This is a genomic window from Streptomyces sp. SLBN-8D4 (assembly GCF_049739545.1).
Taxonomy (GTDB): Bacteria; Actinomycetota; Actinomycetes; order Streptomycetales; family Streptomycetaceae; genus Streptomyces; species Streptomyces canus_C.
In genome coordinates this window covers 8,110,047-8,124,705 of record NZ_JBMGQC010000001.1, presented here as the reverse complement: position 1 = coordinate 8,124,705, position 14,659 = coordinate 8,110,047, and the positions used below count along the sequence as shown (strand labels likewise).

Here is a 14,659-nt window from a genome sequence, read left to right as displayed (position 1 = left end):
GGGTACCCCGGCGCGGGTACCCCGACGGCCTCCCCCTCTGTCATCTCGACCTGAGAGCTTCACCGGCCGCCCGAAGGCCGCCGGCTTTCACCGTCGGTGAGAGCGGAAGCCGTCGACACCCGCCCTGCTTTCCAGAGTGACCTCGTCCGTGCGGTACGTGAGCCTGAGAGATTCCGGGGAGGATTTGCTCCTTCGGCGCCTCCGATGGTGTCCGGAGGACTCTCCCGCGCGGGGTCAGCAGCCGCTCGCAAGCCTACCAGCGAGGCCACCGCACGGGTCTTCGAGTGGCCGCACACCCCGATGTGCTCTTTCGTAGTGCTTACGACCGCTTCGGATGAGTTGCGACCAAGTGGAGGGCACGTGCAGACCGACATCGATCCGCGCAACCTGATCGGCCGCAAGGCGTTCGACCGCAACGGCACCAAGATCGGCACCGTTGACGAGGTCTACCTCGACGACGCGACGGGCGTGCCGGAATGGGCCGCCATACGCACCGGCCTCTTCACCCGGGACGCCTTCGTCCCCCTGGAGCCGAGCGAACTGGTCGACGGCTCCCTGCACGTCCCCTTCGACCGCACCCTCATCAAGGACGCCCCCGACTTCGGCGTGGGCCGCCACCTCTCCCCCGACCAGGAACTCCAGCTCTACCACCACTACGGACTCGACCTGGCCACACCACCGGCACTCCCGGACCGGGACTTCGGCAAACTGGCGGGCACGGAGGACGTGGAGGCCTGACCACCGCGCTCTCCCCGCCCCGAGGCCGCCTCGCCCCCTGCCCAGCCCCTGCCGGACGCCCAGCCCCGCGAGGCGGGCGGTGGGCCCCGGCCCAGCCCCCGCAGCCGAGCGGTACCGACGAAGGCCCTGCAGGACCGACGCCAGGCCGGCCGTGAGCGCCGCCCCGAACCACCCGCCTCCGACCCACCGCAATCCAGCAGCACCCGCCCCACACCAGACCGAGATCCCGCCCGACCGACACCAGGGCGCGCCCAACTCGCTGTCCGTGCTCAGCCGACACCCGCCCCGACCCCGCCGGCCGGTCCACCCGGACGCTTCCCATGCCCCGCTGCTCCACCCCGATTCCGACAAGCACCCTGCCCCCCGCACCCGCCCCAGCCCGGCCTGGCGGAGCCACCCGCACCCGACGACGAGCCCGTCACGGAGGGCACGGACGGGCACCCATCACCTCAACCAACGGCAACGGCTCGGCCGACTCCAGCGCAGGGTCATCGACAAGAAACGTCCGCACCCGCCCCGGCTCCGAATCCGGCGTCTCGAACCGCACGGTCACCCGCCCCAGCCCGCTCCCCTGCACCCACCCGTGCCCGTACTCGGCGTGCCGGACGTCATGCCCGGCAACCCACCGCCGCTCGACCACCACGTCCCGCTCCTCGGCAGGGACGTCGTCAGCCACCTCCTCGACGGCATGGTCCAACCTCTCCCCCGCAGCCTGCGCGAACAGGTCCTCCTGCGTGAAGTCGGCAAGCCCGGACACCCCCACCCCCAGCAACCGCACGCCCCCCGTCGAGTCGACGCCCTCCAGCAAACGCAGGGCGGCCTCCCGCACCACCGCGGGATCGTCCGTGGGCCCCCGCAGGGTCTCGGACCGCGTCAACGTCGAGAAGTCGTACCGCCGCACTTTCAACACGATGGTCCGCCCCGACAACCCGGCCCCCCTCAACCTGCGCACACACCGGTCCGCCAACCGCTGCACTTCGAGCCCCACCCGAACCCGGTCATGGATGTCCACGTCGTACGTGTCCTCCACCGACACCGACTTGGCCTCCCGCTCCGCCACCACGGCCCGCTCGTCCCGCGCCAGCGCCATGGCGTACAGCCCGTGCCCGTGCGCCTTCCCGAGCAGCCGTACGAGCTCGTCCTCCCCGGCCTCGACGATCTCGTCGACGGTATGGATCCCGGCCCGCCGCAGATGGTCCCCCGTCGCCGGCCCCACCCCCGGCAGGGTCCGCACCGACAACGGCCCGAGCAGCGCCCGCTCGGTGCCGGGCTCGATCACCACCAGCCCGTCCGGCTTGGCCTGCTCGGAGGCGATCTTCGCGAGCATCTTGGACGCGGCCAGCCCCACCGACCCCGTGAGCCCCGTGAAGGCCCGTATGTCGGCCCGCAGCTTCGTCCCGACCAGCCGCGCCGACGCCTCGTCCCAGGCCGCTCCCCCGGCCTCCAGATCCACGAACGCCTCGTCCAGGCTCAGCGGCTCCACGAGCGGCGACAGCTCTCGCAGCAGCGCCATCACCTGCTCGCTGATCGCCTTGTAGAACCCGAAGCGCGGCACGAGATACGCGGCGTTCGGCGCGAGCCGTCTCGCCTGGGCCATGGGCATCGCCGAGTGCACCCCGAACACCCGGGCCTCGTAGGACGCGGTGGCCACCACTCCCCGCGGCCCCAGCCCGCCCACGACGACGGCCTTCCCACGCAGACTCGGCTTGGACGCCTGCTCCGCCGAGGCGTAGAAGGCATCCATGTCGAGATGCAGGATCGTGGGCGCTTTTCTCACATGTCCGATGCTGCCCTACGCCACTGACAATGCCCCGCCCCAGAAAGCGGGGCAGGACTCAGACCGCCCGGTTGCGGCGCCTGGCCAGCTCGTCCGCGGGGTTGTGCCCGACGAGCGTCTCCCCCGTGTCGATGCGCTCCCCGTGCAGCTGCGACAGGGCGCTCTCGACATCGCGCCAGACGACCCCCACGGCGATCCCGAAGACGCCCTGGCCGCCCTGCAGCAGCGCGTGGACCTCGTCGGGCGAAGTGCACTCGTAGACCGTGGCCCCGTCGCTCATGAGGGTCATGCGCTCCAGGTCCTGGAACCCTCGCTCCCGCAGGTGCTGGACGGTGGTGCGGATGTTCTGGAGGGACACGCCGGTGTCCAGGAACCGTTTGACGATCTTGAGGACGACGACGTCCCGGAAGCTGTAGAGCCGCTGCGTCCCCGACCCGTGGGCGGGCCGCACGCTCGGCTCCACGAGCCCGGTGCGTGCCCAGTAGTCGAGTTGCCGGTAGGTGATACCGGCAGCCGCGCAGGCCGTAGGGCCGCGATAGCCGATCTGCTCGGACGCCATGGACGTCGCCCCTCCGCTGCTCGGCACTGCCGTCGGTCGCTGCGGGGCGTGATCGGCCGCGCTGCCCTGAAAAGGGCTGCCGGGATGGGGGTTCCCCCAACTCGAACGCAGTTGAGAGCCTGGGGGAGGGTACGGACCGCTCGCCCCGAGACTCCGTCCGGGGGCACCCCCAGCCGTACCGTCGCCGCTGCTTCTCACGCCGACCTCCGTCCTTGACCTGCCTTCTCGACGGTAGGCAGTCACCAGGGGTGCGTCAACGATCGCCACACTCGGCACGCCGAGTGATAATCACCCTAGGAGTGGTTTGCCGTACCCCACTGCGGGGAAAGGCTAGCCGAATGCGCTCCGAACGGGTCGCAGGACGCTCTCACGCGCCGGTGGCAAATGCCAGCATTTCGGTGACGACCGGACACTGCCGACCCGTCACGGACCACTGATCCGCCAGGCCGGCCGCATCCGCCTCACTGGCTGCTGGTGCCGAAGTCCTCGGGGGAGATCTGGTCGAGGAACTCGCGGAACTTCTCCACTTCGTCCTCCTGCTCGTCCGGGATCGCGATACCGGCGTCGTCGAGCACCCCGTCGCTGCCGTAGATGGGCGTCCCGGTGCGCAGGGCCAGCGCTATGGCGTCGGACGGCCGCGCGCTCACCTCGACCCCGCTGGCGAAGACCAGCTCCGCGTAGAAGACGCCCTCACGCAGATCCGTGATGCGCACTTCGGTGAGCTCCTGACCGACCGCCTCCAGCACGTCCTTGAACAGGTCGTGCGTCAGCGGTCGTGCGGGGGCCATGCCCTGCTGCGCGAAGGCGATCGCCGTCGCCTCTCCCGGCCCGATCCAGATGGGGAGGTAGCGGTCGCCTCCCACTTCACGCAGGAGCACGATCGGTTGGTTGGAGGGCATTTCGACCCGGACACCTACGACATCGAGCTCGTTCACACAGCAACCCTAGGCCGTGCCCGGGACGTTTGGGTAGTCGGGCAGGAAACGGGGGACGATCCCGTGCCCGGCGCCGTCAGGGCAGGCGTACGCCGAGGGCGGTCTGCACGAGTGCCGCGTGCAGCCTCACAGTGAGTCCTGCGAGTTCCTTGGCACGGGCTTCGGCGTGGGCGCGGGTCTGCGGGTTGCGGTGGCGCTTCAGCGGGGCCACCACCTGGTCCACGAGTCCCGCCTCACGGTCGGCAGCCGCCTTCATCGCCCGCAGATGCCGAGGCTCGATCCCGAACCGCCCCAGCTCCACGACGAGCGCGGCCACGGTCACCGCCTCGGCGTCGTAGCCGCCGTCCGGCAGCGGCGTGATGAGCCCGTACGACTCCCACTCCGCCAGCTCCGGCTCGCCGATCTCGGCGGCGGCGAGCAGCTCGGCCCTGCCGATCCGGGCCGCGGTCGGGCCTTCGGCGACCTCCAGGACCGTTTCTCCGTCCCGCTGGCGGCCCACCGTGGGCAGCGCGACGGCCTCGCCGCGCTCCACGGCGTCCAGGTGCTCCCGGATCACCTTGAGCGGCAGATAGTGGTCCCGCTGCATCCTCAGGACGTGGCCGAGGCGCTCGACGTCCCGGTTGCTGAACTTTCGGTACCCGGAGGGGGTCCGCTGCGGCTCGATGAGGCCCTCGGACTCCAGGAAACGGATCTTGGAGATCGTGACCTCGGGGAACTCGTCGCGCAGCACGTTCAGCACTGTGCCGATGCTCATCAGCCCACTGTCCGTGGCGGCGGTACCGTGTCCGGCACCGCCGCTCGGTGTTTGAAGCATGGACCTTCCCTGGGAGGGTCAGTAGCCCTGCTGGCTCGCGTAGAACACCAGCCGGTACTTGCCGATCTGCACCTCGTCGCCGTTGTTCAGAGCGACCGCGTCGATCCGCTCGCGGTTGACGTAGGTACCGTTGAGACTGCCCACGTCGGACACCGTGAACGAACCGTCCTGACCGCGGCGGAACTCCACGTGCCGGCGCGAGACCGTGACGTCGTCGAGGAAGATGTCGCTCTGCGGATGACGGCCGGCCGTGGTCAGCTCGCCGTCCAGCAGGAAACGGCTGCCCGAGTTCGGTCCGCGGCGCACCACCAGGAGCGCGGAGCCCAGCGGGAGGGCGTCGACGGCCGCCTGCGCCTCCGGGGAGAGCGCCGGCATCTGGGTCTGACCGGTGACCTCGGAGTCGTAGGCCTCGAGTCCCGAGATGGAGATGGTGGAGGTCGTCTCCGAGGGGCGCTCGGGCACGGCACCGGGCCGCAGCGGGGCGCCGCAGTTGGAGCAGAAGCGGCTGTTCTCCGCGTTGCGGTTACCGCACCTCGTACACACCTGGGCCGACATAGGGGAAAACCCTCCACCCGTACTTGAGGTTGACGGCTGCCCGAAACTTATGCCGCCGGACTGGGCAGGGTCAACAGTCGGCACGCCCTGACCTCCGGAAACGTCACCACCCTGACCGGCGACCTGGTCCCGGAACAGCGGGCGCTGACCCTCGGCGTCGGGCTGTGCGCGATGACGAGCGGTCGCGTTGTTGTCGCTGCCTTCTCGCGCGCTCTTGCCGAACAACTTCGCAAACAACTTCACGGGCGATTCCCCTTGACCGAAACAGACCCGCCCGTGGGGCAGGACGAACCCTGATTGAACACACCGGTCGACCCGGACATCCTCACAACGTCCGTTTCCACCAGACAGTTTCCACCACGCACCACCCATTCGGTGCGCCGACCCCCCGCAACCTCATGCCCTGGCCGGATGCCCCCCATGCACCGCCGGTTCACTGGGAGGACGACCGAGCGTAGTCAGGCCGCTTCGCCGCTCGCAAGGCGTCCACGACGATCTTGCCCGACCGATCGACGGTAATGGTGGCCTGCTCCTTCTCGAGCGTCTGCACCACGCCTCCAGGGATGTTCAGCGCCGGTTCGAGGTCCTGCGGATTGCCGATGACCTTGAAACGAAACGGCGCGGTGATCTTGTTCCCGTCGACGCTCACGCTCTTGCCCGAGTCCGACAGATAGGTGCCCGCGACGACCCGTACGCCGTTCACCTGGATCGCCTCCGCGCCGGCCGCCCGCAGCTCCTGGATCGCGTCGAGCAGCATGTCCGCCTCGACCCTCCCCTTGTTGTCCTCGATCGTCATCGTGATGCCCGGCCCCTGAGCGGCCACCGTGCCCGCGAGGATGCCGAGTTGCCGCTCCTTCTCGACCGTCTGCTTGCGGGCCTCCTCGGCCTGGTCGGAGCTGTTCTCCAGCTCGTCCCGCTGCTTCTCGAGGCCCTGCTTCTCGTCTTCAAGACGCTGAGTACGGTCGTCCAGTTCATCGAGGATGCGGACAAGATCTTCCTGCCTGGCCCCCCGCAGCGCGCTGTCACTGTCACTGTTGGACGCCACCTGGACGGCAAGGCCGAATCCGAGGCCGAACAGCAGGACGGCGACGATGAGTTGGGCCCGCGTCACGCGCGGCGGCCACAGCCCCTGCACCAGCCGCTGACGGCCGGTCAGCGCGGGTTCCGCGGCCGGCGCACCGGCCCCCTCGGTCTCCTCCGCCGGCGTGGCCGGGAGTTCCTCGGGCAGTTCCTTGCGCAGCCTGCCGCCGGGGGTCTCTTCCTGTTCGCTCATCGGCGTCACGCCCGGAAGACGTGCCGACGGATCGCCGCGGCGTTGGAGAAGATCCGGATGCCGAGCACGACGACGACACCGGTCGACAACTGGGCGCCCACGCCCAACTTGTCGCCCAGGAACACGATCAGCGCGGCCACGACCACGTTCGACAGGAACGACACGACGAAGACCTTGTCGTCGAAGATGCCGTCGAGCATGGCCCGCAGCCCTCCGAACACTGCGTCGAGCGCCGCCACCACGGCGATCGGCAGATAAGGCTCGACGACCGCCGGAACCTCGGGCCGGACCAACAGGCCGGCCACGACTCCCACGACGAGGCCCAGTACGGCGATCACGATGTGCCCTTCTCAGTTCTCGGCTCTGCTGTACGTACGATCACACTCGGTGCGGCCGGCAGCCGGAGGTCGTCCTCCGCGGAGATGGCGGTCCGGATGCCGTAGTTCTCTTGCAGGGCGTGCAGATACAGCCCGTCGGCGCTGTCCTGGAACCTGGTGCTCAGCCGCTGCCCGTCCCCCACCGCAAGCACCGTATACGGCGGAACCAGCGGCTTGTTGTCGACCAGTATCGCGTCACCCGCGGCCCTGATCGCCGACAGCGCGGTCAGCCGCTGTCCGTTGATGGAGATGGCCTCGGCTCCCGACTCCCACAGCCCGTTCACGACCCGCTGCATGTCACGGTCGCGCACCCGCCCGGTGTCGGAGAAGCCCGACGTCTCTCGCGGGTTGCCGTCGCCGCCCGTGGTGGCTTCCTTGGCGTCGTTCACGACCAGTTTGACGCCCGGGCCGTGGACCTCCACGGCGCCCGAGAGGATGCCCACGAGGTCAGCCTGGCCGCTGTCGCCCGTGTGTTTGAGCGCCTCTCGCTGCCGCGTGGTCACGTCGTCTCGCAGCTGGTCGACGCTCTTCTCGAGCTTGTCCGCCGTCCCGGTCTCACGGTCGATACGGTCGATGAGCTCCTCGCGCTCCTTGGCCACGACCGGAGCTGCCACCCGCGCCTGCGCCGCCCCCACGGTCACCACGAGCGCGGCGAGCACCAGCCCGAGGGCCAGCCCCATCCTGGCCCTCAACGTCTTGGGCAGCCCACCGTCACCGGCCGCCTTCTTGCGGGCCGCGGCCTCCGCGTACCCGTCGTCGAGGCTGTGGTCCATGACGTTGGTGAGCAGCGACATGGAGGCGTCCGGGCGCGACGGGCGCGTGGGGGTGCTCCGAATGGGGGGCTGCTGCGGCATGCCGCACATCGTCGCACGTCGCGGCCCCTACCTCCGAATGGCCCCATCGGCGTGCCGGACAGGCCCCCATTGGGGACACATGTCCGGCACGCGCGTGTGCGTGGCTCAGCGGCCGGCGCTGTCCACCACCGCAGACCACTCGTCGAGCAGGGCCTGTGCGGACGCGTCGTCGGGTCCCTCGGCCCACAGATGGGTGACCGCCTCCGCCGGGTCCGGCAGCACCATCACCCAGCGTCCGTCGGTCTCGACGACCCGGACACCGTCGGTCGTGTCGACAAAGCGATCGCCCGCCGCCTCCACGACCCTGCGCATCACCAGCCCCTTGACGGCCCACGGGGTCGCCAGGTCCCGCTTGAGGACATGCGCCCGCGGAATCCGCGCGTCGATCTGGCTGAGCGTGAGCTGCGTCCTTGCCACCAGCCCGATCAGCCGTACGAAGGCCGCCGTACCGTCGAAGACACTGCTGAACTCCGGAATGATGAAGGCACCCTTGCCGTCACCACCGAAGATCGTCGAGTCGTCGCGTCCGACCCGGGTCAGATCGTCGGGCGAGGTGGTCGTCCACTCGACCTGCGTCCCGTGATACGCCGCCACCTGCTCGGCGATCCGCGTGGTGGTCACCGGCAGCGCCACACGGCCGCTGCGCCGCTCAGCGGCCACCAGGTCGAGCATGACCAGCAGGGCGCGGTCGTCCTCGATGATCCGGCCCTTCTCGTCCACCAGGGACAGCCGCTCACCGACCGGGTCGAACCGCACACCGAAGGCGGCCCGCGCGGACGCCACGATCTCGCCCAGCCGCACGAGCCCGGACCGCCGGGCCTCCGCCGTCTCCGTCGGCCTGGACTCGTCGAGCCCCGGGTTGATGGTCAGCGAATCCACCCCGAGCTTCCCGAGCAGACTCGGCAGCACCAACCCGGCACTACCGTTCGACGCGTCCACGACGACCTTCAGCCCGGCCTCGGAGATCCCGGTGATGTCGACGTTCCGCAACAGTGATCCGGTGTACGAGTCGAAGACGCTCGCGGGGAAGTGCAGGTCCCCGATCTCGCCGGGGAACGCGCGCCGGTATTCCTGCCTCGCGAACACCCGGTCCAGCTTGCGCTGGCTGCCCTGGGAAAGGTCCGCGCCCCCACCGTCGAAGAACATGATGTCCACGGAGTCCGGCACCCCGGGCGTGGTCCGGATCATGATCCCGCCGGCACTCCCCCGCGCGGTCTGCTGCCGCGCGACGGGCAGCGGTACGTTCTCAAGGTCGCGTACGTCGATGGCGCTGGCCTGCAGAGCGGAGATGACGGCCCGCTTCAGTGCCCGCGCGCCACGGGAGTGGTCGCGGGCGGTGGTGACGGTCGAACCCTTCTTGAGGGTGGTCGCGTAGGCGCCGGCCAGCCGGACCGCGAGTTCAGGGGTGATCTCGACGTTGAGGATGCCGGAGACGCCACGGGCGCCGAAGAGATGCGCCTGGCCCCTGGACTCCCAGATGACCGAGGTGTTGACGAAGGCGCCGGCTTCGATGGTCTTGAACGGGTAGACCCGTACATTCCCCTGAATAATCGATTCCTCGCCGACGAGACACTCGTCGCCGATGACCGCACCGTCCTCGATACGGGCCGCCCGCATGATGTCGGTGTTCTTCCCGACGACACAGCCACGCAGATTGCTCTGCTGCCCGACATACACGTTGTCGTGCACGACGGCCTTGTGCAGAAACGCCCCGCTCTTCACGACCACGTTCGAGCCCACGACGGTGTGCTCGCGGATCTCGGCGCCGGCCTCGACCTTGGCGTAGTCACCGATGTACAGCGGACCACGGAGAACGGCATCGGGATGCACCTCGGCTCCCTCGGCCACCCACACGCCCGGCGAGATCTCGAAGCCGTCGATCTCGACGTCGACCTTGCCTTCGAGGACGTCGGCCTGGGCCTTCACGTAGCTCTCGTGCGTGCCGACGTCCTCCCAGTAGCCCTCCGCGATATAGCCGTAGATCGGCTTGCCTTCCTTCATCAGCTGAGGAAAGACATCGCCGGACCAGTCCACGGGCACATCGGGGTCGACGTAGTCGAAGACCTCGGGCTCCATGACGTAGATACCGGTGTTCACGGTGTCCGAGAAGACCTGGCCCCAGGTCGGCTTCTCCAGGAAGCGCTCGACCTTGCCTTCCTCGTCGACGATGGTGATGCCGAACTCGAGCGGATTGGGCACACGCGTCAGACAGACGGTGACCAGCGCGCCCTTTTCCTTGTGGAAGTTGATGAGCTCGGTGAGGTCGAAGTCGGTCAGGGCATCACCGGAAATGACGAGGAAAGCATCGTCCTTCAACGCCTCTTCGGCGTTCTTGACGCTTCCGGCGGTACCGAGTGGCTTCTCCTCATTGGCATAGGAGAGCTCCATTCCGAGCTCTTCACCGTCACCGAAGTAGTTCTTGACCAGTGAGGCCAGGAACTGCACGGTGACGACGGTCTCGTTGAGCCCATGCCTTTTGAGCAGCCGCAGAACGTGCTCCATGATCGGCCGGTTTACCACCGGCAGGAGCGGCTTGGGCATGCTCGAGGTCATGGGACGAAGGCGTGTGCCTTCGCCTCCGGCCATCACGACGGCCTTCATGTCGGAAGCGTCCTCCTTAAAGATGACGGTCCAGCCGACTTCACCCGTCCAGATTCTCCCGCACTTTTCTGCCGGGGGCCATCGAACCACTACGGCCGTGCCAAGGGGCGAGTTCAGTCGGCCTGGGCGTCCGCACGGACCAGTCGGCGGACTTGGACCACATAGAGCACTCCTGCCCACCAGTACAGGGTTGTACCCCATCCGGCGAACGCCCATCCGAAAATAGCAGCGAGTGACGAGATCCATCCAGTTCCGTCACTGAGCAAGAGCAGCGGGAAGGCGTACATCAGGTTGAAGGTGGCGGCCTTGCCGAGGAAGTTCACCTGCGGCGGCGGATAACCGTGACGCCTGAGGATGCCCACCATCACCAGGAGAACCAGCTCTCGCAAGAGCAGTACAGCGGTCAACCAAAGTGGCAGAATCTCGCGCCAGGTGAGGCCGACCAGGGTCGAGAGAATGTAGAGACGGTCGGCCGCGGGATCGAGCAGCCGGCCGAGGCTGCTGATCTGGTTCCACCGCCGGGCCAGTTTGCCGTCCAGGTAGTCGCTGATGCCGCTCAGAGCCAGTACCAGCAACGCCCAGCCGTCACTCTTGGGCCCTCCGAACTCGGGCCTGAGGATCAGCCACAGGAAGAGCGGCACCCCAACGAGCCGCGCCATGCTGAGGATGTTGGGGATGGTGAGGACCCGGTCCGTCTGGACCCGGGTCTCCTGGACCTCCACCCGGGGGCCTCCTGTGGGAAACGTGCGAACGATGCTCCCTGACCCTACCTCAACGCAAAAAAGCTCTGGCTCTTGGGCTGTATGCCCAAGAGCCAGAGCTCTAAAAGGAGTTCGGCGGTGTCCTACTCTCCCACAGGGTCCCCCCTGCAGTACCATCGGCGCTGTAAGGCTTAGCTTCCGGGTTCGGAATGTAACCGGGCGTTTCCCTCACGCTATGACCACCGAAACACTATGAAGTTCGACCGGAAAAAGACACAGTCGTTGCCTCAGAACTAACACAGTGGACGCGAGCAACTGAGGACAAGCCCTCGGCCTATTAGTACCGGTCACCTCCACCCATTACTGGGCTTCCAGATCCGGCCTATCAACCCAGTCGTCTACTGGGAGCCTTAACCCCTCAAGGGGGTGGGAGTCCTCATCTCGAAGCAGGCTTCCCGCTTAGATGCTTTCAGCGGTTATCCCTCCCGAACGTAGCCAACCAGCCATGCCCTTGGCAGGACAACTGGCACACCAGAGGTTCGTCCGTCCCGGTCCTCTCGTACTAGGGACAGCCCTTCTCAAGACTCCTACGCGCACAGCGGATAGGGACCGAACTGTCTCACGACGTTCTAAACCCAGCTCGCGTACCGCTTTAATGGGCGAACAGCCCAACCCTTGGGACCGACTCCAGCCCCAGGATGCGACGAGCCGACATCGAGGTGCCAAACCATCCCGTCGATATGGACTCTTGGGGAAGATCAGCCTGTTATCCCCGGGGTACCTTTTATCCGTTGAGCGACGGCGCTTCCACAAGCCACCGCCGGATCACTAGTCCCGACTTTCGTCCCTGCTCGACCCGTCGGTCTCACAGTCAAGCTCCCTTGTGCACTTACACTCAACACCTGATTACCAACCAGGCTGAGGGAACCTTTGGGCGCCTCCGTTACTCTTTAGGAGGCAACCGCCCCAGTTAAACTACCCATCAGACACTGTCCCTGATCCGGATCACGGACCCAGGTTAGACATCCAGCACGACCAGACTGGTATTTCAACGACGACTCCCCCTGAACTGGCGTCCAGAGTTCACAGTCTCCCAGCTATCCTACACAAGCCGAACCGAACACCAATATCAAACTGTAGTAAAGGTCCCGGGGTCTTTCCGTCCTGCTGCGCGAAACGAGCATCTTTACTCGTAGTGCAATTTCACCGGGCCTATGGTTGAGACAGTCGAGAAGTCGTTACGCCATTCGTGCAGGTCGGAACTTACCCGACAAGGAATTTCGCTACCTTAGGATGGTTATAGTTACCACCGCCGTTTACTGGCGCTTAAGTTCTCAGCTTCGCCACACCGAAATGTGACTAACCGGTCCCCTTAACGTTCCAGCACCGGGCAGGCGTCAGTCCGTATACATCGCCTTACGGCTTCGCACGGACCTGTGTTTTTAGTAAACAGTCGCTTCTCGCTGGTCTCTGCGGCCACCCCCAGCTCACCGTGTAAAACGGATCACCGGTGATGGCCCCCCTTCTCCCGAAGTTACGGGGGCATTTTGCCGAGTTCCTTAACCATAGTTCACCCGAACGCCTCGGTATTCTCTACCTGACCACCTGAGTCGGTTTAGGGTACGGGCCGCCATGAAACTCGCTAGAGGCTTTTCTCGACAGCATAGGATCATCCACTTCACCACAATCGGCTCGGCATCAGGTCTCAGCCTCATGTGCGACGGATTTACCTATCACACGGCCTACACCCTTACCCCGGGACAACCACCGCCCGGGCTGGACTACCTTCCTGCGTCACCCCATCACTCACCTACTACCACCTTGGATCAGCGGCTCCACCACTTTCCTTTCCCCGAAGGGTCCGGAACGGCTTCACGGCCTTAGCATCAATGGGTTCGATGTTTGACGCTTCACAGCGGGTACCGGAATATCAACCGGTTATCCATCGACTACGCCTGTCGGCCTCGCCTTAGGTCCCGACTTACCCTGGGCAGATCAGCTTGACCCAGGAACCCTTAGTCAATCGGCGCACACGTTTCCCACGTGTGTATCGCTACTCATGCCTGCATTCTCACTCGTGAACCGTCCACCACTAGCTTCCGCTGCAGCTTCACCCGGCACACGACGCTCCCCTACCCATCACAGCCACCGTTGGGCGTATTGCTGCAATGACACGACTTCGGCGGTACGCTTGAGCCCCGCTACATTGTCGGCGCGGAATCACTAGACCAGTGAGCTATTACGCACTCTTTCAAGGGTGGCTGCTTCTAAGCCAACCTCCTGGTTGTCTCTGCGACTCCACATCCTTTCCCACTTAGCGTACGCTTAGGGGCCTTAGTCGATGCTCTGGGCTGTTTCCCTCTCGACCATGGAGCTTATCCCCCACAGTCTCACTGCCGCGCTCTCACTTACCGGCATTCGGAGTTTGGCTAAGGTCAGTAACCCGGTAGGGCCCATCGCCTATCCAGTGCTCTACCTCCGGCAAGAAACACACGACGCTGCACCTAAATGCATTTCGGGGAGAACCAGCTATCACGGAGTTTGATTGGCCTTTCACCCCTAACCACAGGTCATCCCCCAGGTTTTCAACCCTGGTGGGTTCGGTCCTCCACGAAGTCTTACCTCCGCTTCAACCTGCCCATGGCTAGATCACTCCGCTTCGGGTCTTGAGCGTGCTACTGAAACGCCCTATTAGGACTCGCTTTCGCTACGGCTACCCCACCCGGGTTAACCTCGCAACACACCGCAAACTCGCAGGCTCATTCTTCAAAAGGCACGCAGTCACGAGAATGAAAGCAAGCTTTCATTCCGACGCTCCCACGGCTTGTAGGCACACGGTTTCAGGTACTATTTCACTCCGCTCCCGCGGTACTTTTCACCATTCCCTCACGGTACTATCCGCTATCGGTCACCAGGGAATATTTAGGCTTAGCGGGTGGTCCCGCCAGATTCACACGGGATTTCTCGGGCCCCGTGCTACTTGGGTGTCTCTCAAACGAGCCGCTGATGTTTCGACTACGGGGGTCTTACCCTCTACGCCGGACCTTTCGCATGTCCTTCGCCTACATCAACGGTTTCTGACTCGTCTCACAGCCGGCAGACCGTGAAAGAGAGATCCCACAACCCCGAATGCGCAACCCCTGCCGGGTCTCACACGCATACGGTTTGGCCTCATCCGGTTTCGCTCGCCACTACTCCCGGAATCACGGTTGTTTTCTCTTCCTGCGGGTACTGAGATGTTTCACTTCCCCGCGTTCCCTCCACATACCCTATGTGTTCAGGTATGGGTGACAGCCCATGACGACTGCCGGGTTTCCCCATTCGGAAACCCCCGGATCAAAGCCTGGTTGACGACTCCCCGGGGACTATCGTGGCCTCCCACGTCCTTCATCGGTTCCTGGTGCCAAGGCATCCACCGTGCGCCCTTAAAAACTTGGCCACAGATGCTCGCGTCCACTGTGCAGTTCTCAAACAA

General features: G+C 65.8%; 11 protein-coding genes, 2 rRNA genes and 1 riboswitch. Of the genes, 1 reads left to right on the top strand and 12 read right to left on the bottom strand.

Features of this window, described 5'->3' with window-relative positions:
- Nucleotides 1-141 precede the first annotated feature (141 nt).
- Nucleotides 142-237, bottom strand: a riboswitch (glycine riboswitch).
- Between the two features lie 123 nt (nt 238-360).
- On the top strand, nt 361-738 hold the full coding sequence (locus tag RKD20_RS36940) for a PRC-barrel domain-containing protein (protein WP_424881483.1): 378 nt from the start codon (nt 361-363) through the stop codon (nt 736-738).
- A 418-nt stretch (nt 739-1,156) separates the two neighbouring features.
- On the opposite strand, the gene RKD20_RS36935 is transcribed toward RKD20_RS36940, so the two are convergent.
- The 12 genes from RKD20_RS36935 to RKD20_RS36880 all read right to left on the bottom strand — a co-directional run bounded on the left by RKD20_RS36935 (nt 1,157) and on the right by RKD20_RS36880 (nt 14,623).
- Entirely contained in the window at nt 1,157-2,515 is a 1,359-nt protein-coding gene (locus tag RKD20_RS36935; protein ID WP_424881482.1) for a DNA polymerase IV, read from the bottom strand.
- Nucleotides 2,516-2,573: 58 nt separating this feature from the next.
- Entirely contained in the window at nt 2,574-3,272 is a 699-nt protein-coding gene (locus RKD20_RS36930) for a MerR family transcriptional regulator (protein ID WP_424881481.1), read from the bottom strand.
- A gap of 263 nt (nt 3,273-3,535) precedes the next feature.
- Complete coding sequence (locus tag RKD20_RS36925; RefSeq protein WP_004002801.1) at nt 3,536-4,009, bottom strand: bifunctional nuclease family protein; 474 nt, start codon at nt 4,007-4,009, stop codon at nt 3,536-3,538.
- A gap of 76 nt (nt 4,010-4,085) precedes the next feature.
- Complete coding sequence (locus tag RKD20_RS36920; RefSeq protein ID WP_424881480.1) at nt 4,086-4,823, bottom strand: MerR family transcriptional regulator; 738 nt, start codon at nt 4,821-4,823, stop codon at nt 4,086-4,088.
- 18 nt (nt 4,824-4,841) lie between these two features.
- The gene (locus RKD20_RS36915; protein WP_424881479.1) at nt 4,842-5,750 is read right to left on the bottom strand and encodes an FHA domain-containing protein; all 909 of its coding nucleotides are present in this window, start codon (nt 5,748-5,750) and stop codon (nt 4,842-4,844) included.
- Between the two features lie 61 nt (nt 5,751-5,811).
- A complete protein-coding gene (locus RKD20_RS36910; protein ID WP_424881478.1) occupies nt 5,812-6,651 on the bottom strand; it encodes a DUF881 domain-containing protein in 840 nt (279 codons plus the stop codon).
- 5 nt (nt 6,652-6,656) lie between these two features.
- Nucleotides 6,657-6,989, bottom strand: coding sequence for a small basic family protein (locus tag RKD20_RS36905; RefSeq protein WP_003988855.1), 333 nt, complete (start codon nt 6,987-6,989; stop codon nt 6,657-6,659).
- Entirely contained in the window at nt 6,986-7,882 is an 897-nt protein-coding gene (locus RKD20_RS36900; protein WP_424881477.1) for a DUF881 domain-containing protein, read from the bottom strand. Before RKD20_RS36900 ends, RKD20_RS36905 begins: the two co-directional genes overlap by 4 nt.
- A 105-nt stretch (nt 7,883-7,987) precedes the next feature.
- Entirely contained in the window at nt 7,988-10,483 is a 2,496-nt protein-coding gene (locus tag RKD20_RS36895; RefSeq protein WP_424881476.1) for a sugar phosphate nucleotidyltransferase, read from the bottom strand.
- Between the two features lie 113 nt (nt 10,484-10,596).
- Complete coding sequence (locus tag RKD20_RS36890; protein ID WP_424881475.1) at nt 10,597-11,205, bottom strand: CDP-alcohol phosphatidyltransferase family protein; 609 nt, start codon at nt 11,203-11,205, stop codon at nt 10,597-10,599.
- 109 nt (nt 11,206-11,314) lie between these two features.
- Nucleotides 11,315-11,431 (bottom strand): 5S ribosomal RNA (rrf, locus tag RKD20_RS36885).
- A gap of 70 nt (nt 11,432-11,501) precedes the next feature.
- Nucleotides 11,502-14,623: ribosomal RNA gene (locus tag RKD20_RS36880) — 23S ribosomal RNA — on the bottom strand.
- Nucleotides 14,624-14,659 lie beyond the last annotated feature (36 nt).